Source organism: Colwellia aquaemaris (genome assembly GCF_057548755.1).
The window spans coordinates 1,316,823-1,335,861 of sequence record NZ_BAAJLV010000001.1 but is presented as its reverse complement, the minus strand read 5'-3'; the positions used below and the strand labels follow the sequence as shown (position 1 = coordinate 1,335,861).

Annotated in this window: 16 protein-coding genes; 8 read left to right on the top strand and 8 right to left on the bottom strand. The window is 37.5% G+C overall.

Annotated elements, in window-relative coordinates:
- Positions 1 to 33: 33 nt before the first annotated feature.
- Positions 34 to 2,751, bottom strand: coding sequence for a TonB-dependent receptor (locus tag AC27HL_RS05965; RefSeq protein WP_487079726.1), 2,718 nt, complete (start codon positions 2,749 to 2,751; stop codon positions 34 to 36).
- Positions 2,752 to 3,099: 348 nt separating this feature from the next.
- Here AC27HL_RS05965 and ygjK point away from each other — a divergent pair, with 348 nt between their 5' ends.
- The 6 genes from ygjK (at position 3,100) to AC27HL_RS05935 (ending at position 8,145) form a co-directional block, all read left to right on the top strand.
- On the top strand, positions 3,100 to 5,628 hold the full coding sequence (gene ygjK / locus AC27HL_RS05960) for an alpha-glucosidase (RefSeq protein ID WP_487079724.1): 2,529 nt from the start codon (positions 3,100 to 3,102) through the stop codon (positions 5,626 to 5,628).
- Positions 5,629 to 5,744: 116 nt separating this feature from the next.
- A complete protein-coding gene (locus tag AC27HL_RS05955; RefSeq protein ID WP_487079723.1) occupies positions 5,745 to 6,371 on the top strand; it encodes a LysE family translocator in 627 nt (208 codons plus the stop codon).
- 9 nt (positions 6,372 to 6,380) lie between these two features.
- Entirely contained in the window at positions 6,381 to 6,698 is a 318-nt protein-coding gene (locus tag AC27HL_RS05950) for an Mpo1-like protein (RefSeq protein WP_487079722.1), read from the top strand.
- Between the two features lie 13 nt (positions 6,699 to 6,711).
- A complete protein-coding gene (locus tag AC27HL_RS05945; RefSeq protein ID WP_487079720.1) occupies positions 6,712 to 7,251 on the top strand; it encodes a DUF1697 domain-containing protein in 540 nt (179 codons plus the stop codon).
- 227 nt (positions 7,252 to 7,478) lie between these two features.
- Complete coding sequence (locus AC27HL_RS05940; protein WP_487079718.1) at positions 7,479 to 7,937, top strand: hypothetical protein; 459 nt, start codon at positions 7,479 to 7,481, stop codon at positions 7,935 to 7,937.
- 1 nt (position 7,938) lies between these two features.
- On the top strand, positions 7,939 to 8,145 hold the full coding sequence (locus AC27HL_RS05935; protein WP_487079717.1) for a helix-turn-helix transcriptional regulator: 207 nt from the start codon (positions 7,939 to 7,941) through the stop codon (positions 8,143 to 8,145).
- Between the two features lie 46 nt (positions 8,146 to 8,191).
- Here AC27HL_RS05935 and AC27HL_RS05930 read toward each other — a convergent pair whose 3' ends face one another.
- From AC27HL_RS05930 to AC27HL_RS05920, 3 genes are all read right to left on the bottom strand, one after another.
- Positions 8,192 to 11,020: a response regulator gene (locus AC27HL_RS05930; RefSeq protein ID WP_487079716.1), complete on the bottom strand. Its 2,829-nt coding sequence runs from the start codon at positions 11,018 to 11,020 to the stop codon at positions 8,192 to 8,194.
- 234 nt (positions 11,021 to 11,254) lie between these two features.
- Complete coding sequence (locus AC27HL_RS05925) at positions 11,255 to 12,109, bottom strand: ion transporter (protein WP_487079714.1); 855 nt, start codon at positions 12,107 to 12,109, stop codon at positions 11,255 to 11,257.
- A 46-nt stretch (positions 12,110 to 12,155) separates the two neighbouring features.
- Positions 12,156 to 12,800, bottom strand: coding sequence for an MBL fold metallo-hydrolase (locus AC27HL_RS05920; protein ID WP_487079916.1), 645 nt, complete (start codon positions 12,798 to 12,800; stop codon positions 12,156 to 12,158).
- Positions 12,801 to 13,071: 271 nt separating this feature from the next.
- On the opposite strand from AC27HL_RS05920, the gene AC27HL_RS05915 reads away from it, so the two are divergent.
- A complete protein-coding gene (locus tag AC27HL_RS05915; protein WP_487079713.1) occupies positions 13,072 to 14,409 on the top strand; it encodes a sodium-dependent transporter in 1,338 nt (445 codons plus the stop codon).
- Between the two features lie 196 nt (positions 14,410 to 14,605).
- Here AC27HL_RS05915 and AC27HL_RS05910 read toward each other — a convergent pair whose 3' ends face one another.
- From AC27HL_RS05910 to AC27HL_RS05900, 3 genes are all read right to left on the bottom strand, one after another.
- Positions 14,606 to 14,764 (bottom strand): hypothetical protein, encoded by a 159-nt coding sequence (locus AC27HL_RS05910; RefSeq protein ID WP_487079711.1) that lies wholly within the window; start codon positions 14,762 to 14,764, stop codon positions 14,606 to 14,608.
- Between the two features lie 126 nt (positions 14,765 to 14,890).
- Positions 14,891 to 16,081: a GGDEF domain-containing protein gene (locus AC27HL_RS05905; RefSeq protein ID WP_487079710.1), complete on the bottom strand. Its 1,191-nt coding sequence runs from the start codon at positions 16,079 to 16,081 to the stop codon at positions 14,891 to 14,893.
- A gap of 135 nt (positions 16,082 to 16,216) precedes the next feature.
- Positions 16,217 to 17,101, bottom strand: a complete 885-nt coding sequence (locus AC27HL_RS05900) for a LysR family transcriptional regulator (protein ID WP_487079708.1) — start codon at positions 17,099 to 17,101, stop codon at positions 16,217 to 16,219.
- Positions 17,102 to 17,200: 99 nt separating this feature from the next.
- On the opposite strand from AC27HL_RS05900, the gene AC27HL_RS05895 reads away from it, so the two are divergent.
- Positions 17,201 to 17,554, top strand: coding sequence for a DoxX family protein (locus tag AC27HL_RS05895; protein ID WP_487079706.1), 354 nt, complete (start codon positions 17,201 to 17,203; stop codon positions 17,552 to 17,554).
- Positions 17,555 to 17,565: 11 nt separating this feature from the next.
- On the opposite strand, the gene AC27HL_RS05890 is transcribed toward AC27HL_RS05895, so the two are convergent.
- Positions 17,566 to 18,975 (bottom strand): DNA recombination protein RmuC, encoded by a 1,410-nt coding sequence (locus AC27HL_RS05890; protein ID WP_487079704.1) that lies wholly within the window; start codon positions 18,973 to 18,975, stop codon positions 17,566 to 17,568.
- Positions 18,976 to 19,039 lie beyond the last annotated feature (64 nt).

Below are 19,039 nucleotides of genomic sequence, written 5' to 3'. Positions count from 1 at the left end.
ACTGTGCTAAACCTCGCTAGCCAATTTTGTTAATTAAAATGAACCTCGAATACCCAGAGAATACCTAGGGCCAGTTTCAACCACTTCTAATATTTGATTAGAGTACTTAGCTGTTTTCTCCGTTAATTCATTGTTAATATTTATGCCTTCGAAAAATACCGTTAGATGCTCATTAATGTCATAGCTACCACTGATATCGATTTGGCCATAATCATTCACGTAATGTCCATCACGCCATGAACGCGGTTTCGATTGCATAAAGCGATCACGATTGTTGTAAGCAATACGAAGTTGAATGGCATCTTTTTCATAAAACAAAATAAAGTTTTGAGAATCACCTAAACCGATTAATGGTAATGATTGCTCACCTTCTTCTGTACTGCTTTCACTATCAACAAATGTTGCGTTTACAATAACACCCAAGCCATCTAATGGTGCAGGTAAGCTAGTAAACATGTGCTGAACGGCAACTTCATAACCATCAATATCTGCTTGGTCGCTATTAACTGGGCGAGAAATTCTATAGTCATAGCTACCGCTCGGTACGGTAACGATTTCGTTAACTTCTTCGGTACTTAAATAGCCGTCTACCTCTTTACGAAATGCTGAAACAGCGGCATAACTGCCTTCGTCGTAATACCACTCTAGTGACAAATCAAAGTTATCTGATTCAAATGGCATTAATTTAGGGTTTGAACCCCATCCGGTTAAGTTTTCGATATGACCACCACCATATCCAGACTCTGGAGACATCTCATCAAGCTCTGGGCGGGTAATACTGCGTGAAAATGCAAAACGCGCAACAACATTTTCTACAGGTTCAATTTTGGCATTAATGCTTGGCAGCCAGTTGTCGTATGTATGCTCTATGGTAACGGGCAAATAATCATCCGACTCTATCGCTCTAACCACGCCTTCTTCTGTAGGTGAAGGCTCAAGGTCAAGTAAGGTAATTTGTTTACCTTTTGATTTACTCGTAGTTTCTACATAGCGTATGCCCGCAGTTACAGACCAAGGCATTTCAGCAAGTTCACCTTCAAAGTAAAAGTCAGTATAAGCTGCTGTTAATTTTTCATTAACTTCGTATGAGGTCGGAACCGGCTGCATGGTATGGCCATCATTTTCTGCCAATAGTTTTCTTACCGCGTCAGGATCATCCATTTGCGCAAGCACTGCGTCTGACGTTATAAAATCAAAAAAATCTTCTGAGTTGAAAGTTAGCCAACTTTGCTCTGGGTTACCACTGCCCCCCGAAAGAAAACCATCGCTGTCATACAATGAAAACATACTTTCCGGCAGCCAAATAGGCGTACTATTATCACCCCATAACCAAGGTAATGGCCGTTTTGTTTTCAAACTCTGACTACCTAAAGTGCGGTCGGAAACCATAACCCCAAAGCCTATTTTTGCTAATGCACCTTGATCCACAGTCCATGATGCATCTAGCTTAGCTTCAAATACCTCATCATTTACGTGTGTACCAAAACGCTCCCCCCAACCCGCTTTTAATCCTGAAGTCGAGTTATTACGGTCAAATGATAAGCTAGGTAACTGAGAACCAGAACTTCGGTCATAAGTGTAGTCGCCGGGACGAGATGCAACTGTGTCTGTGGTACCGCGCTTTGGATCAGATTCAGCTTCAGAATAACTAATATCTGCAGTTAAATTAAAATCATCACGTATGTCCCAATCGGCATTAAAACCAAAACCTTTAAGTTCATTGGTTGACGCAGATTGACGTACCAGCACATCACTGTTGCTGCCCTTCCCCATGGAAAGCTTTACTAAAGTGCCATTTTCATCCAGTTCAACATCTGTTAATTGGCTTTTAGTAAACCAGTGCGCCAAGATGTCTTGTCGATAATCAACATCATATTTTGAATAAATAGTATCCAGCGTGAATGTTAAATCATCACTGGCTTTATATTGAAATACTACTGTACCGCCGGTACGTTCACGTTCTTCAGTTTGCGCAATTTGATCATAGTTTTGCGGAAAATAAACATCTTCATAGTAAGTACCATCATCCATGGTTAAGTCGGTATGCCAATAATACGCCGTATTGGCTTCATCATAACGACTTTCTCTTTTACTGTGAGCAAAGGAAAATAGAACACCAAACCTGTCATCATCAAAGGTATTACTAATTAACCCTGAAAACTGCGGCTTAGTGGTTTCAGTCATATCATCGTATAACGCTTTAACACTGCCAGTTGCTTTAAAGCCTGGAATATCAAAAGGCTTTAATGTTGTAACATTAACAGTTGCCCCGATAGCGCCCTCTTGTAGCTGGGCAGATTGCGTTTTGTGTACTTCCGCACCACTAATTAATTCTGACGCCATAATATCAAAACTAAATGCACGACCACCACTTGTGGTCGCTAGCGTCCGACGATTTAATAATACCGAGGTAAATTCTGGCCCCATACCGCGTACAGTCACCAACTGACCTTCACCACCACTTCTGTCTATAGCTACACCAGTAATGCGCTGTAATGACTCCGCAACGTTTTGATCTGGGAACTTACCAATATCCTCAGCAGTAATAGCATCAACAACACTATTCGCCGACATTTTAATATCTTGTGATTTGATCAAACTTCCGCGTATACCACTTACCGTGATCACTTCGGTGTCATCTTCTGATTTTTTCTCTACCAGCGTTTCCGCCGCTTGTAATGTCGTTGCTAAGCCTAAGTTCATCATGACTAACATCGACAAGTAATTAAACTTTAGTTTTTTACTTTTCACCTTCACTCTCCCACATATCGTTTCTTTGCTACAGCCGCCGTATATCGGCAGTCTAGTTTTCTTTTAAGCAATTATTTGCTGTGAAAATTTCCCTTCAATTCCCGCAGCTGGCTAACCAACAGTTCCGTTGATTAAAATTAATACTATGATCATAAAAATCATATTGCAATATTTATCATACAAATACTACAGTATTAAATATACAATAAATCATATATAGTGATAACAATAACAGTTGAGAGTTGTGGTAAATTTACTACTGAACTTACTAAAGCGACGAGGCTCGCTATAGACGCTCTCATGGGAAACGAAGTTAGAATTTGCTATAAAATAGAGTTGGAAGAAGTCATGAAAACAATAACAATAGAGTCGATAATCATAAAAAGCATAGCTATATTGGTAGCTATACTGCTCTCGTCGCTAAATGTTGCAGCGCAAGAAACGCCAGGAACAGCTTTAACTCTGCCCCAGTCAGATCAGTTTTATGATTTAATTGACCGTACAGGTGACCCCATAAGCCACAAAGACTACGATAGCTATAAAAACCAACAATATAACCCGCTTTTCGATTTAGGCGCTTGGCATGGATTTTTACTCCCAGCAAGTGAAGAAAGCCTCGGCGGTTTTACTGGTCCTATGGTTATAGCGCAGGAATACGGACTATTTATTGCCAAAAACTTAGAACAGTTATCAATTGTTAACCAAGTAACAGGCAAGCAACTTAACTGGACTGACGCAAAAAAAACGCTAACTTCCAAGCCAGGCACGCTTATTCAACATTATCAATTTAAACAATTGTCTGTGACACTATCCTTGCACTTTGTCACAAATCGCACTGCAATAATAAAGACCTTAATTAATAATAAAAGCGAGCAAGCGCTAGAATTAGCGCTCACTTGGCAGGGAAAATTACTTAAGCAATGGGACCATGAGAAAAGTGTTTTAGAAGCCTTGCCTAATTGGCAAAGAAAAATATCAGCAACAAAAAACGCTATTAACATTAGCTTTTCAAAAGTACGCTCACCTTGGCATATTTTAACCAGTGATTCCTCTCAATATCATATTGTTCGCTCCATTGCTGCTCGCAGTGAAGTTTCTCAAAAAGCAGCGCAATATACGAGTAACGCAAGAATTAGCCTTGCAGCAAAACAAGCAAAGTCCATTTACACACTGCAAAGTTATTTTCATAACAATAATGAAGTTAGTGCCGAGACCAAGACAATAACGCAGATTCTAAAAGCCCCCGAAGCTTACATCACCAAAACAGAGCAACGCTGGCAAGGCTATATAAATCAGGCTCTGAAAAGCTCAAATATCGTAAATGGCAATAGTAAAAAATACAGTGAGCAGCAACAGCGCATTGCCATTAAAGCAATAGAAACTTTGATAGGAAATTGGCGTAGTGCCGCAGGCAGTTTGCTGCACGACAGTATCACTCCATCTGTGACTGCTCGCTGGTTTAACGGCACTTGGGCTTGGGACAGTTGGAAGCACGCTGCGGCAATAGCTTCAATTAATCCTGAATTAGCAAAAGATAACATTCGCGCCATGTTTGATTATCAAATAGAGAAAAGCGATCCAGTTAGACCACAAGATCACGGCATGATTGTCGATGCCATATTCTACAATAAAGACTCGGTAAGAGCTGGTGACGGTGGCAATTGGAACGAAAGAAATACCAAGCCACCACTGGCAACTTGGGCGGTATGGCAAACTTACTTAACAACAGGCGATATCGAATTCATTGATGAAATGTACCCTAAATTGGTCGCCTATCATCACTGGTGGTATCGCAATCGTGATCACAATAAAAACGGCTTAGTCGAGTATGGTGCAACTAAACATCGTTTTCACAATGATGAAAATGAAAAGTTACTATTTAATGTTCAATACCCAGTTACTAAGCTTAACTTAAGCAAAAAAATAAAAGCGGTTTTAAATAAATGCCAAGCAACAAATAACCATTGGTATCAATGTACCGGCATCGAAAACTATAACTCAATTTTGTTAGCAGGTAATTATCAAGCGATAGATATCGGCGCTCAACATGGCAGTGCTTGGGAGTCAGGCATGGATAATGCCGCCCGCTTTGGTTTTATTAGCCCTTCACAATTACAAAAGTATGCCGAAAAAAATTATCAGGGCAATATAAGTAAAGCTAAACAAGACTGGCAAGTACGGTTTTTCGAAAATAGAACTAGCTCTGGACAGTTGCTCGGCTTTTCCATTAACCAAGAGTCTGTAGAGCTCAACACGTATCTTGCACAAGAAAAAATATTGCTAAGTAAAATGGCAACTTTGCTTGATAAACCAAAGCAGGCAAAACAATTTCAACAGCAAGCACAACAGCTTTTTGTAACAATAAACCAGTGCTTTTTCGATGAAAAATCTGGCTTTTATTATGATAGAAAAATAACGTCTGACGCTAAGCAATCGCGAAATAAGCCCCAGTCATGCACAGGCAAATTATTGGTTAGTCGTGGCCGTGGTCCTGAAGGCTGGAGCCCGCTATGGGCAAAAATTGCTGATAAAAATAAAGCAGAACAAGTGGTAGCAGTGATGTTAAATGAAAATGAATTCAATACCTATATTCCACTTGGCACCGCGGCAAAATCGAATCCAGCATACGACGCAGATATCTACTGGCGAGGTCGAGTTTGGCTTGATCAACACTATTTTGGCATTCAAGCATTAAAAAATTATGGCTTTGACCAGCAGGCCCAGCAACTAAGTGAGAAGTTATATCGACATGCCAATGGACTAACTGAAAACAGCACTATTCGTGAAAATTACAACCCCGAAACAGGCGCCATGCAAGGAGCAACAAATTTCAGTTGGAGTGCAGCGCATTTATTAATGCTTTATCAATCGCTATAATCATATTCAAAATTGAATAGCCAAAGTAAGGCCTAAAAATTTGTCATTAATTGCGTCTAACTCTATACAGTGTTAGCGTAGACATTAATTTTTGATAATGCGCTTTCGGCCTGACTATGGAATTATTACAAGGGTTATTATTAATAACTTCTATTCACTTATTAGCGGCAGCTTCGCCCGGGCCTGATTTTGTACTGGTATCACAGCAAACGTTATCTAATGGTAAAAAAGCAGGCTTTCTGGTGAGCATTGGCATTGCCTTAGGCTTATCGGTTCACATTTTATACTCAGCACTTGGCCTTGCTGCAGTTATTGCCAGCTCTTCTGTAGCCTTATGGGCAATAAAAATAATCGGTGGCTGTTACTTAATCTACCTAGGTTTTCAAGGCATAACGGCCAAAGCTGCAGCTAATATGACTGAGCATACAAAAGTCTCTAAACATTCAAGCTTCAAAGCTATTTCTAAAGGCTTTTTATGCAATGCCTTAAACCCAAAAGCTCCGATATATTTTGTCGCACTTTTTACTGTTGTGTTGTCACCTAATTTACCATTTTTACATTTAGTAATTTACGGTGTATGGATGATGGTGTTACAACTACTCTGGTTTTCAGCGGTAGTATTATTGCTATCACGCCCTAGTATCAACGATAAATTTCAACGCTTGGGACATTGGATAGATAGAGTGTTAGGTGGCGCCATGATTCTAATGGGCCTAAAAGTGCTAACCAGTAAAATTAATTAGGGTAATTTAATGAATAAGCCTGAAGAAAAAGAATTCAAATCATTTAGCGCATTCTACCCTTTTTATTTGAGTCAACACCAAAACAAAACCTGTAGAAGACTCCACTTTATTGGCTCTGGTTTAATAATTTTTATGCTGACTTATATAGTAATAACTACTGCTTGGCAGCTGCTATGGAGTTTACCGCTAATTGGCTATGGTTTTGCTTGGGTTGGCCATTTTTTCTTTGAAAAAAATAAACCAGCTACCTTTACTTACCCTATTTACAGTTTGATTGGCGACTGGGTTATGTTCAAAGATATTTTGCTTGGTAAACTTAAACTATAGAAGGGATAGCAGTTTGAGCACTTATATTTCGTTATTACGCGGCATTAATGTTTCAGGACAAAATATTATTAAAATGGCAAAATTGCGAGCCATTTATCAAGAATTACAATTTAGCAATGTGCAAAGTTACATTCAAAGTGGCAATGTTATCTTTAATAGCGAATCTAACAATAGTTTGCTATTGGAAAAGCAAATAAAACAAGCGATATTTGATAACTTCAAATTTCAAGTACCGGTTTTTTTACTTACCCCAGAAGCCCTATTAACGGCGAAGAACAACCTACCGTTTACGGAGCTAGATGTTGTATCAGAAGGTAGTAAAGTTTTACTTTGTTTCTTATCAAGCACACCAGAAAATTCAATTGACTTATTAACGCCTTATTTAAAAAATAACGAGCAACTTTATATTATTGATAATGTGCTTTATTTGTATTGCCAAGATGGAGTTGGTAAGTCTAAATTAACTCATAGTAATATTGAAAAAAAGTTACAAGTTAACGCTACCGCCCGTAACTTAAAAACCGTCAATAAACTACTGAGCATGATAAGTTAGTTTTTAACTTAAACACAGCCAAAGCCACTTGCTCCTTAATATCATTCTATGACTACTGTTTTTCAGAACGCTAATACTTAGCATTAAAATGTAAAAAATAACAAACTCAATGTTAAAAATATTTGACTTGCTTGCATAGGCATCCTAAAGTCAAAATATTATTACATCATGTAAAATATTTCATACTTAGAGCATGATTTCTATAGCTATGATGAGTGAGGATTATTATGTCTTATAAAGAACGCAGCATTTGGGTGTCATTTGCCATCACGCTTTATATTTGGTTCAACTATTTCTCAACCTTATATTGGTCAGCAAAAGACAATAGTTTAACAATCAGCAATATGCAGTCAGCATTATTAACCGTAGTCGTAATGACGATTGCTTTAGAAATTTTGCATCATATCGTTATTGCCATTATTGATAACAAAGATGCAAATTATGAAGAAGATGAACGCGATAAACTGATTTCATTGAAAGGTAATCAAATTGCTTATTATATTTTAAGCTTTACCATTATTACCTCAGTATTACATCTACTTTTCCCGATAATGACCCAAGGCTTAGTAGACTTACTTAAGGTACCTAGTGAATACGCTTTGATTAATATTATTATTTTTGGCGCATTATTAGCCGAAATTGCAAAATTCTCTACACAGCTATTTTTCTATCGTAGAGGTTTTTAATATGACCAAAAAGATTACTAACAATATTCGTCGATTACGGTTTAATGCCGATGAAATGACGCAACAAATGCTTGCTGATATTGTTGGCGTTTCACGACAAACCATAGTTGCCATTGAAAAGGACAAGTATTCGCCATCGTTAGAAGTGGCGTTTAAAATAGCTAACTACTTTAATGTTCCCTTAGAAAGTGTCTTTCAATACCAATAACTGCGTTAGCATATACCCAAACCGCATGAAGATGCAGGGCATATACCTACCAAAGCACTTGATCTATTTCGTTAAGTAAATCTTGGGTATAAGCATGCACGAACTTGGTTTGTTTTTTCTTAATGGTCGTTTCTAACGCTAATGCATATTTTGAAAGTTCCGAAAAACCAAACATTTGTGCGGCGCCAGCTATGCGATGGGCAAGTTTTGCCAGTTTATCTAAGTCATCGTTATTAATATGTAAAATTAAATCTTGCTGCTCTAATACTAAGTTAGACTTAAACTCTTGCACTAAATCAGACATAGCAACATTATTAAAGTTATCATTTGCTTTCTCTGGAGAAATATTGCCGGCATAATATTGTGCAATTGTAGGAATAAAAACGTCACGCTCAATAGGTTTTGATAAATGCCCTGTAAAACCAAGGGATAAATAATGTTCTATTTCATGGGACATAGCATTTGCCGTTAGGGCATAAATAGGGGTTTCACAGCCCTTTTGCCTTAAAATTTTAAAGGCTTCAATTCCATCCATTTCAGGCATTTGAATGTCCATAAGAACAAGCTGGGGTTCATGCTGTTCCATTAATGCAACCGCTTCATGACCATTACAGGCCGTGATAACATCTAAGCCTAACGATGCTAAAAGTCGCGCAATTAAACGACGATTATCATTGTGATCATCGGCCAATAAAATAGCCCCCTGAAGTTCTTCGGGCGTGTCTTTTTGGCTTTCATTCATTGCAATAACTTTATTCTCTACAGATGAGCCTGCACTATTCTCATTACATGGAATACTGAAAACAAAAACACTACCTTGATTCAGTTCACTTTCAACTTCAATCGTACCACCCATTATTTTTGCCAATTGGTCAGACAGGCATAACCCTAACCCTGTACCACCGAACCGACGACTAATACTGCTATCGCCTTGGGTAAAACTTTCAAATAAATTATGCAGTTGCGAGCTACTCATACCGATACCACTGTCGGTAATTTTGAACATAAGTCGTCCATCTTGTTGCGTTATTTTTAACTCAACATGACCTTTAGGGGTAAATTTAATTGCATTTGAACAAAGGTTGATAAGAACTTGTTTAACTCGAAAACCATCAATTTCAATAATAAACGGTGACGCTAAACTATGAATAATTTCAAAAGTTAGTCCTTTAGAGCTCGCTTGCAAGGTGAACATATTAGCAAGCTCTTGTAAAATGTCGTGCAAGTTTTGCGCTTGTAATTCAAGTTCAATTTTATTTGCTTCAATTTTACTTAAATCTAAAATATTGTTAGTTAATTCAAGTAAGTGCAAACTATTGCCATGAATAATTTCAACTTCTTTATTAATATACTTTTCATCCACGTCACCATTGACTATGGCTTCTGCCTGCCCAATCACAGTCGTCAATGGTGTACGAATTTCATGGCTCATATTAGCTAAAAATTGGCTTTTAATATTATTTGCACTTTGCAACTCTTGCATTAAATATTCGAGCTCATTGGTGCGTTGTTTTACTTTTGACTCTAGCTCCTGCGTCGACCGACGTTCAATATTTCGTCTCGAAATCAAAAAAACAATCAGCAGTGCACCAAAAACAACTATGATAATAAAGTTGCGCTCTTGATCTGAACGTTCCATTTCCAACTCTTGTAGACGCTTTTGCTGTTTTAATTGTTCAACTTGTTGCTTAAGTTGCTCTGAATCAAATTGAGCTAATTTGCTGTTAAGCTCATCATTGGCCAACTCAATATGGGCCTGGATAAATTTTCGGTGACTATCAACAGCTTTAAAGGTTTCTTTTTGCGCAGCAAAAATAAGAGATTGGAATAACAAGTTGTGTTTTATTTGCTCTTTGTATGCCATTTCTTCAGACAATTCACTTGACTGTTTGATGTATTCCAACGCCAAATCAAACTTGCCTTGATGAAAATAAGCTTTTGCCAAACTATACAGACTGCCTACATAAGCTTTATCGTGGCCAAAAGCCTTGCTTTTCTCTATACCTTCTGTTGCATATGCAATCGCTTGTTCGGTGTTATTTAAATAGTTATTTAGCTCAGCGAGATTATGCAGAGTTGCCGCGGCATTGTAGTCATCATTATTTTTACGATGATAATCAAGTGACAATGTCATATAGTGCTGTGCTTGTTGATAGTCACCTGCATAACGATATGAAGAGCCTAAATCACCATAGGCTTCAGCAACACCCGCATCATCAGAGATTTCTTTACGTTTTTCTATCACGTCCTTAAACATAGCGATAGCGGTATCAAAGCGCTTTAACTGTAAATGAAATATGGCAATATTGAATTGAATATCAATTTTATCGACCGTACTACCGTACTTTTGATATAAAGGCTCTGCTTGTTGATAACTGTGTAATGCATCTTCTAATCGACTCATTGCGGCATAAACTAAACCAATATTATTGTATAAGTTTGCTTGTGCGATAGGCTCGTTAACACTGAGATAGTAGTTTAATGCTTGCTGGTATGACGTTAATGCTAAAATATTTTTACCTTTATAATAGGCATATACGCCAATTCTTTTATAGGCATCGGCTTCGAGCTGTTGAAGATTATTTTGTTTAGCCCACTGCTGTTCATTCGTTGCACTGTCAATGGCTTTATCAAGTTGGCCTAGCTGGTGATACAAGCGCCCTTGTGCGGTTAACGCTGATAGTTTATCTAACGGCGATAAGGTATCGCTATTTAATAATAAATTCACCTCTTCTAATGCAACAGCTTTATCAGCTTGTTTTTCTATAGCCAATAATTGCTGACCAAAGCTAACAGAATTTTCGGCAGAATAACTAGGTAAAAGCGTAAACCAAAGCAATATGATAGCAATTAAAGTTCGATAGACAATGGCCATCGAGGACACCTTAAAACACATAGGTTTCTTATTATTATAATGAGAAACCTAGTTATAGCATTTTGTATATCCACTCTCAATGATGGAGTTTCTAATTGCCAAATTCAGTATAATTTGCCAGCAAATATTAAGAAAATACAGCTATAAACTTGCAGTACCTGTTAAAGGTGTATAACGCTTATAGCATGCATGACACTACTCCAGCAAAAGTTCATATTGCCGCATTATTAATATTTAGGTTAGTTTCTTACTACCTTGTTCTGTGGTTTGAGTGGCAATTAGTAGCTCTTTAATTTCACTCAGCTCTTTTTCAAGCTTTTCAATTTGCGCTCTGCTGGCAGGCTCACCACCTTCCGCGCTTTCACCATGAGCCTGTGCACGGAAGTTTTCATGTTCTTGCCCCATCACTTCTAAAATAGTACCTACCATCATATTTAAAAAGATAAAGGCGGTAAGAAAAATAAAAGTTAAATAATAAACCCAACTGATTGGGTACACAGCCATAGTCTCATACATCACATCAGTCCAGTCCTCAAAGGTGGCAACACGGAACAATGTCAACATAGAAATAGAAACATCTCCCCATAACACATCGTTGATTTGATGAAATAAAATACTACCGATTGCCGCGTAAATATAAAAAATGACAAACATTAATAGGGCAATGTAGCCCATTCGAGGAATGGCTTTAATCAGCGCATTAATTAGCAACCTTAGCTCAGGCACCATAGAAACTAAACGCAATACTCTAAATACGCGTAATAAACGAGCTAACAACACACCTGAGCCACCTGCAGGGATCAAACTGCCGATAACAATTATCGTATCGAAAATATTCCAGCCACTTTTAAAGAATGACTTTTTATCTTTAAAGGCAATAAAACGTATGGTGATTTCAATTACAAAAAATACCGTAATCGCGCTATCTAAAAAACCTAATAACGTTACCACTTGCTCGGGTAAGTCGTGGGTTTTTGCGCCAATTAGCAATGCTGACAGCACAATAACGGTAATTACCGACCATTGAAAAATAGGGCTTGAGTCGATTTTTTTTAAACGATTTTGTGCTTGATAAACAAATGAAGACATATTCATTTTCTCTTTTTGAAAGTTATATTTTTAAATCGTACTTAGGTTAGCCAACGACGGCATCACTGACATGAGGATTGCTACTGCGCTCTGCCCCAAAGGTACTCATTGGACCATGGCCTGGAATAAATTGCACATCATCCCCTAGTGGGAATAAATTCTCCCGAATAGACTTGATTAATGTTGCATGGTCACCACGAGGAAAGTCTGTTCGACCAATTGAACCGTGAAAAAGCACATCACCTACTTGCGCTAGTTTTGATTCCGCATGATAAAACACCACATGACCGGGCGTATGACCTGGACAAAAATAAACATCAAGCTCAACTTGACCAAATGTAACTTTATCCCCTTGGTTTAACCAACGGTCAGTTTGAAACGTTTGTGCGTCAGGAAAGCCAAATTGAGCCTTTTGCTCTGGAATTAAATCTATCCAAAATTGATCTTCACGGTGCGGCCCTTCAACTGGCACATTATATAAATCAACTATGGCTTGAGTTGCCCCTGCATGATCAATATGAGCGTGAGTGAGTAATACTTTCACAATCCTAACACCTTGCTGCTTAATAGCCGCTTGTATCAACTCAACATTACCACCAGGATCAATCACAACGGCTTCTTTACTCTGCTGGCACCAAAACAAGGTACAGTTTTGTTGAAATGGTGTAACCGGTATTATTTGATATTGCAACATGTGAACGTAAATCTCATTAGCGAATGTGAAGCAGCAATTTATAGGTAACTAAATCACTGCAGGTAAACTAATTTTTCTTTATGGCAGGTAATATAAGGCTAAAATGCCATTTTACAAGCGCTATTCTAGCAAGTTCATCATGGTAATCACCAAGAAATTTTACAAACAAGCGAACTTAAAAGTAACAAATCAACGAAATTACTTTGCTAATGATATTTATCTAGGTAAGCTCAGAGCAAAGTATTAACAACAATAATAATTATCATTTATGAGCACTGTAAGAGATTCATTTCATTCGAGAATTGGTTTTGTTCTCGCTGCCGCTGGTTCGGCAATTGGTTTAGGTAATATTTGGGGCTTCCCTACTCAGGCAGCAAACAATGGCGGTGGCGCATTCTTATTTGTTTACTTAATTGTTACCGTACTTTTAGCCCTACCCGCTTTATATGCCGAAGTATATATTGGTAACCAAGCACAGAAAAACCCGGTGTCGGCGCTTAAAGAAGCCTGTCGAGATACGGCACCAAACTTAGGGAAATATGCCGGTTTAATTGGGCTAAGTGGCGCAATTATGATGCTAAGCTTCTACACCATAGTCGCTGGCTGGATGTTATCTCACGCATTATCACCTTTATTTGAATTGCTTGGTCACCATGACATTTCTCAATGGCTTGCCACCTCAAGTACGCAAAGAAACTTAATGTTTACGCCATTATTTATTTTATTAGGCGCAGGCATTATTCACCAAGGGGTGAATGCCGGTATTGAAAAATGGTCAGCGCGCTTAATGCCCATTTTATTGATGATGCTAATTGGCTTAATCATCTATATTTTACAACAGCCAGGTGCTGAAAAAGGTTTAGAAACCTATTTGATCCCTGACTTTATACAGGTGACTAACCCGAAATTAATTATCTCAGCTATGGGGCAAGCCTTCTTCTCGCTATCGATTGGTGTTGGCGGCATGATGGTTTATGGCTCTTACATGAAAAAAGACCGGGATATTGGCAAGTTAGCGGTATCAATTACTGCACTTGATACCTTTATTGCCTTTATGGCTGGTTTACTTATTATTCCGGCACTTTATGTTGCACAAGAAGCTGGGCAGCAAGTTTTTCAAGGCGATAAACTAATCGGCGAAGGTCAGCTGATTTTTAACATATTGCCTGAATTGTTTAATTCTATGGGCACTATCGGCATGGTAGTTGCCATTAGCTTTTTCTCGCTATTGTCTATTGCGGCGTTAACTTCAACTATTTCATCAACAGAAGTACCTGTAGCCTACTTAGTTGAAGATAAAAACTTTACCCGCTCAAAAGCCACTTGGTTAGTGTCGGGCATTGTTTTGACTGCTAGTATGGTGTTAATAGCCTTTTTTGATAGCTTATTCGGCATTGTTATTCGCGTATTAACCACAATTCTTCAGCCGCTTAGCTGTTTATTTTACTTTATTGTTGTTGGCTGGTTATGGAAACGTGGCAATAAGCTGCGTGACGTGTCATTGCAACAAGGTAGAAAATGGTTACCTATTTGGGGCAACTACTTACGTTTTGTTTGTCCGCTGTTATTGACCGTTGTTTTTGTCAATGTCGCTATTTTGAATTAATAAAAGCTCGCTCATATAACTAAAAAGGCCAATGATTATCATCATTGGCCTTTTTATTTTCTTCGCTACAGCTACTCAGCAGAATAACTAAAACAGCTAACACCCATATTAATGGACAAAATACTGTTAGCTAAAATGTTGCTGAATGAAATACCGCCAACTGTATTTTTCCCGTTAAATAGCTTGTTATAGCGAATTACTCTATGTCTTTTTTAAAGCTATTAGGTGAAAGGCCTTCTTTAAGTATTTTCTCTAATTCATCCCTTTTCTTTGAATCGTCGCCATTCTCATTTTGATCTAATTTTCTTTCTTTGGCTTTATCTAAGTTTTTCAACGATGGTTGAAAGATAGACATTATTTCTGCAATCACAACTTACCTCGCTGAATGAATTGCTATTGTAATAATAACTATTGAAATGGGGATAATAATATAAATATCAAATTACTCGAAAATTGACCTTGCACTATAACAACAGCATCATTACTGACTAACATTATTTCGACCGGCTTTTTTCGCTCGATATAAGGCCTGATCGGCTAACTTTAATGTTTGCTCAAAACTCAATTTACTTGCTCTTGCCGCTAAGCCAATTGAGATAGTAACGCTAACCGTTTTAGCGTCACTATTCTTCTTACCTGAACGTGCTTTTTTAGTTTTTCGCTTAGGTTGTCGAATAACAATTTTATAATCTTGAACCGCTTGTCTAACCGCTTCTAGCAAAGGGATAGCTTGTTCTGGCGTTTTACCTGAAAAAACAATGGTAAATTCTTCCCCACCATAACGAAACGCTTTTCCGCCACCTTTTACTTGCGCTAACTTACTCGCGACCAACTTTAATACTTGATCACCAATATCGTGGCCATAAGTGTCATTAAACTTTTTAAAATGATCAATATCGAGCATCGCCACTGTGTACTTACGACCTAGTGATAATGCCATTTGATTAAGTGCACGCCGTGACGGAATTGTGGTTAACTCGTCACGATAAGCAAATAAATATGAATCAACCAATATCACACATAGATAGTGCAGCATCATTAAGGTCAGTAAACTACTCCAAGGAAGTAAGATAAACTGATAATAATGCCCTAACCAAACAACAAAGCTGCTTAATAATGCAGTAGTAACTAAACTTCTTTCCCGCAGTAATTGAAAAATTAATACCATGCCTGATATCAGTAATGGCAATTCTAACGTTAAATATTTCAACCATGGTTTTAGCCATAAATATTGTGTTAAAGCCGTAAAAATATTGCTTTGAACTTGCAACCAATACCAACAAACACCAGCAACAATAATTAGCAAAGCTAAGCGATACAAACCGTGTATTGATAGTAAAGCTCGGTCTTTAACAGCACTTAAACTTGCTAGTGATACTGCGATTGTTAAAGTTAACCATTTACCATCATAAAAAAGTGATTGTCCCCAAGGCAGCATATTTGAGAGCTTTAAATAGAAAAGTAAAAATATTCCGGCGCCAAGTGCTAGTCGGCTACGATTAAAGTAACTCGCCAACAAAATAGTCGCCAAAAACAGGCCATACAACACTTGCTCTATTAATGATATTTTAGCCAGCCATAGCAGCTGAAACTCTTTAATTAGAATAAATGAAATAAAAAACGTAAATAGGCTGATAAGACTACTTTTTATGCTGCTGAAAAACTGGTTCAAACGCAACTCCAAAATAAAAAAGCAAAGACGTTATTTGCCCTGCCACTATACTATTAAAAATAACAGTAGAAAAAGTAACAACATGTCATTACTGGAACATGTATCATTAAGAAACTAATAAGGAATATCGTTAGCTTATTGATTAGGACCAGATTCAAAATAGCAGGTTAAAAAATCAATAAACGCTCTTATTCTATAAGGTAAATATTCAGTATTTTTATAAACAGCATACATAGGGAGTGAGTATTTTTGTTGCTCTTTAAATAACTCAATTAAGTGATTATTATCTAAAGACTCTTGAACCATCCACTTAGGCATAGCAGCAATACCGCAGCCTAACTTTGCCATTTCTACTATCATTTCAGGACTATCACTCTTTATCAATTCTCGTACAGGGTATTTGTCACCATTTAAATACCACACATTTGAAGGTGTGCTTAAAGAGTATGTAATTCCCATATGACTAGATATATCACTTGGCTGAACTGGGCACCCATTACGCTCTAGATATTCTGGAGAGGCAAAATGGCAAAGTTCATGCTCAAGTAACTTCCTAGCTTTTAGCCCCGAATCTTTAAGAAAAGTCGCTCTAATAGCAATGTCTATATCATCTTTATATAAATCAATGTGTTTGTCATTAACTGAAATATCTACAGTTAAATCAGGGTTATCTAATAAAAACTTACGAATAGGAACAGCGAGCTGCTGAGTTGCAAACACCGAAGGCGCAGATAATTTAAGCACACCTGTTACTCGGCTCAGTTCGCCTTTTAGGTTCTGCTCAGTAAGAGTCATGCTTTCAATCAACTCATGACAAAAGGCGAGATATTGCTCACCGCTATTTGTTAGGCTAATTTTTCGTGAATTTCTATGAAATAGAGTAAAACCAAGCTTGCTCTCTAACCAAGCAATTTTTTTACTCACAGCCCCTTGGGTCATATTTAGTTCATTAGCTGCTGCGGTAAAACTTTTTACCCGAGCAGCACAAATGAACAATTTAATAGCATCTAATTTATCCACATACATTCCTAGTAGGAATACTAAATATGACAAAAATAACATTTATCCAATCTTTTAGGAATGCTTAAATATCACATTAAAATAACTAGGAGCCATTATATGAACATTATCACTATTGTTCTAATCACTTTCTTTACCTTCGCAAGTTCAATTAAAATCTTGAGTTGGCAAGCATTTATATTCAAAACACAGCTTGATTTTTTTAAAAAATACGGACTAAATCGCTTCCATATGTTTTTAGTTGGCATACTTGAATTAATTGCCGCTTTGTTATTAACAGGCTCATTAAGAACTGAATATGAAATTTTAAGAGACTTAGGTGCATTAGCCATTGCATTAACATCAATAGGAGCAGTTTTCTTTCACCTAAAATTCGATACCATTAAAGACGCTATTCCTGCACTAGTCACATTAACATTATCGTTAATATTATTAGGAGCTCAAAATATTTGAGAAATAATTTGTTAATCTGACAATAAGGCCACACTTTCTTGGTCAGGCGCTAAATCAACCTGCTCTATTTTTTCAAAACGATTACTGATTTTATCAGCCGAAGTATGAATTTGTTTTACATCACTTGCCGCTTGATCTATATGTTTTGCAAGGTTAGCAAAACGGCCTTTAAAGCGTGAAAAGTCATCGGCAAGATGTGATAAGTGCGCTTGAATGACATGTATTTGTTTGCGTGTTGCCTCATCTTTTAGTACCGATCGTGCCGTAGTTAAAATTGCCATTAAAGTGGTAGGTGATGCCAACCAAACGCGCTTTTTATTGGCGTAATCAACCAAATCACTTTGATGAGCATGTATTTCCGCAAAAATAGCTTCTGCTGGGATAAACATCACCGCGCCATCAGCCGTTTCTTTTTCAATTAAGTACTTGTCACTGATATCATTAATATGTTTTTTAATATCAAGCTTAAATTGTCGCTCAGCTGATTTTCGCTCTAGATCACCTAAGCTGTTATCGGTCATTTTTTTATAACTTTCTAACGGAAATTTAGAATCAACCACAACATTACCCGTTGGCTCAGGCAAAAATAAAATACAGTCAGCAATTTTACCATTAGATAGGGTGTGCTGAATGGCAAAATGTTGTTCAGGTAATACGTTACGAATTAAAGCATTAAGCTGCACCTCGCCAAATGCGCCTCGTGAACGTTTATCAGATAATACTTCTTGCAGGCTAACCACATTGCTGGAAAGCTCAGTAATTTTTTTCTGCGCGTCGTCAATTAACGCTAAGCGCTGTAAAATATCGTTAAAGGTTTTCGTGGTTTTTTCAAAGCCATCTGCTAAGCGCTTTTCAACTTGACCACTAATATCTTTCAAGCGATTATCAGTTGACGCGGTAAGTTCATTGATGCGCTTGGTCATTTGTTCACTGGCCAAATGCAACGACTTAGCCATTTCCTCACGCCCCTGTTTTGTCATGTTCGACAATTGGTTAATCAATTGTTCAAGCGACTTTAATTGGTTGTCGTTAAAACTAACATGGTGCTCATGCAATGTGTTTTTTAGTTGCTCACTTTGTTCAGCTTGTTGTCGTAACAGCTTTAATTTTAAATCGGCAATATTCTGTTCAAAATGCGTTTTGAGCTCACCTTGCTGATTGGCAAGTGTTTGATGATTATGATTAAGTTGTTGCTGCAATTGCTGTTGATTATTGCTATTAACTTCATAGCTTAAATTGCTTTTTTCTACTAACTGTTGAATAAGTATTTGCTGCGCACAAGCCAATTGCTGATTAGCGCTAAGCTTGCGAAACATCACTAAAAACAAAATAAAAAGACAAATTATCGCCACAAGTACAATAGCAACTAGCATAGGTAATTGCGCTACCGTTAGCCAAACAAGAGGTGCAGAAGGATCCATAAAATAGCCAAACACTGTAAATATTACCAGTTATTAGAGCATAATTTACTAATGAGGTTAATAA

Coding starts and splice junctions, on each gene's coding strand:
- ygjK (WP_487079724.1), top strand. CDS start 3,100: ATGAAAACAATAACAATAGAGTCGATAATCATAAAAAGCATAGCTATA.
- AC27HL_RS05925 (WP_487079714.1), bottom strand. CDS start 12,109: ATGTCTTCATTTGTTTATCAAGCACAAAATCGTTTAAAAAAAATCGAC.
- AC27HL_RS05895 (WP_487079706.1), top strand. CDS start 17,201: ATGAACATTATCACTATTGTTCTAATCACTTTCTTTACCTTCGCAAGT.
- AC27HL_RS05915 (WP_487079713.1), top strand. CDS start 13,072: ATGAGCACTGTAAGAGATTCATTTCATTCGAGAATTGGTTTTGTTCTC.
- AC27HL_RS05940 (WP_487079718.1), top strand. CDS start 7,479: ATGTCTTATAAAGAACGCAGCATTTGGGTGTCATTTGCCATCACGCTT.
- AC27HL_RS05910 (WP_487079711.1), bottom strand. CDS start 14,764: ATGTCTATCTTTCAACCATCGTTGAAAAACTTAGATAAAGCCAAAGAA.
- AC27HL_RS05930 (WP_487079716.1), bottom strand. CDS start 11,020: ATGGCCATTGTCTATCGAACTTTAATTGCTATCATATTGCTTTGGTTT.
- AC27HL_RS05955 (WP_487079723.1), top strand. CDS start 5,745: ATGGAATTATTACAAGGGTTATTATTAATAACTTCTATTCACTTATTA.
- AC27HL_RS05935 (WP_487079717.1), top strand. CDS start 7,939: ATGACCAAAAAGATTACTAACAATATTCGTCGATTACGGTTTAATGCC.
- AC27HL_RS05890 (WP_487079704.1), bottom strand. CDS start 18,975: ATGGATCCTTCTGCACCTCTTGTTTGGCTAACGGTAGCGCAATTACCT.
- AC27HL_RS05950 (WP_487079722.1), top strand. CDS start 6,381: ATGAATAAGCCTGAAGAAAAAGAATTCAAATCATTTAGCGCATTCTAC.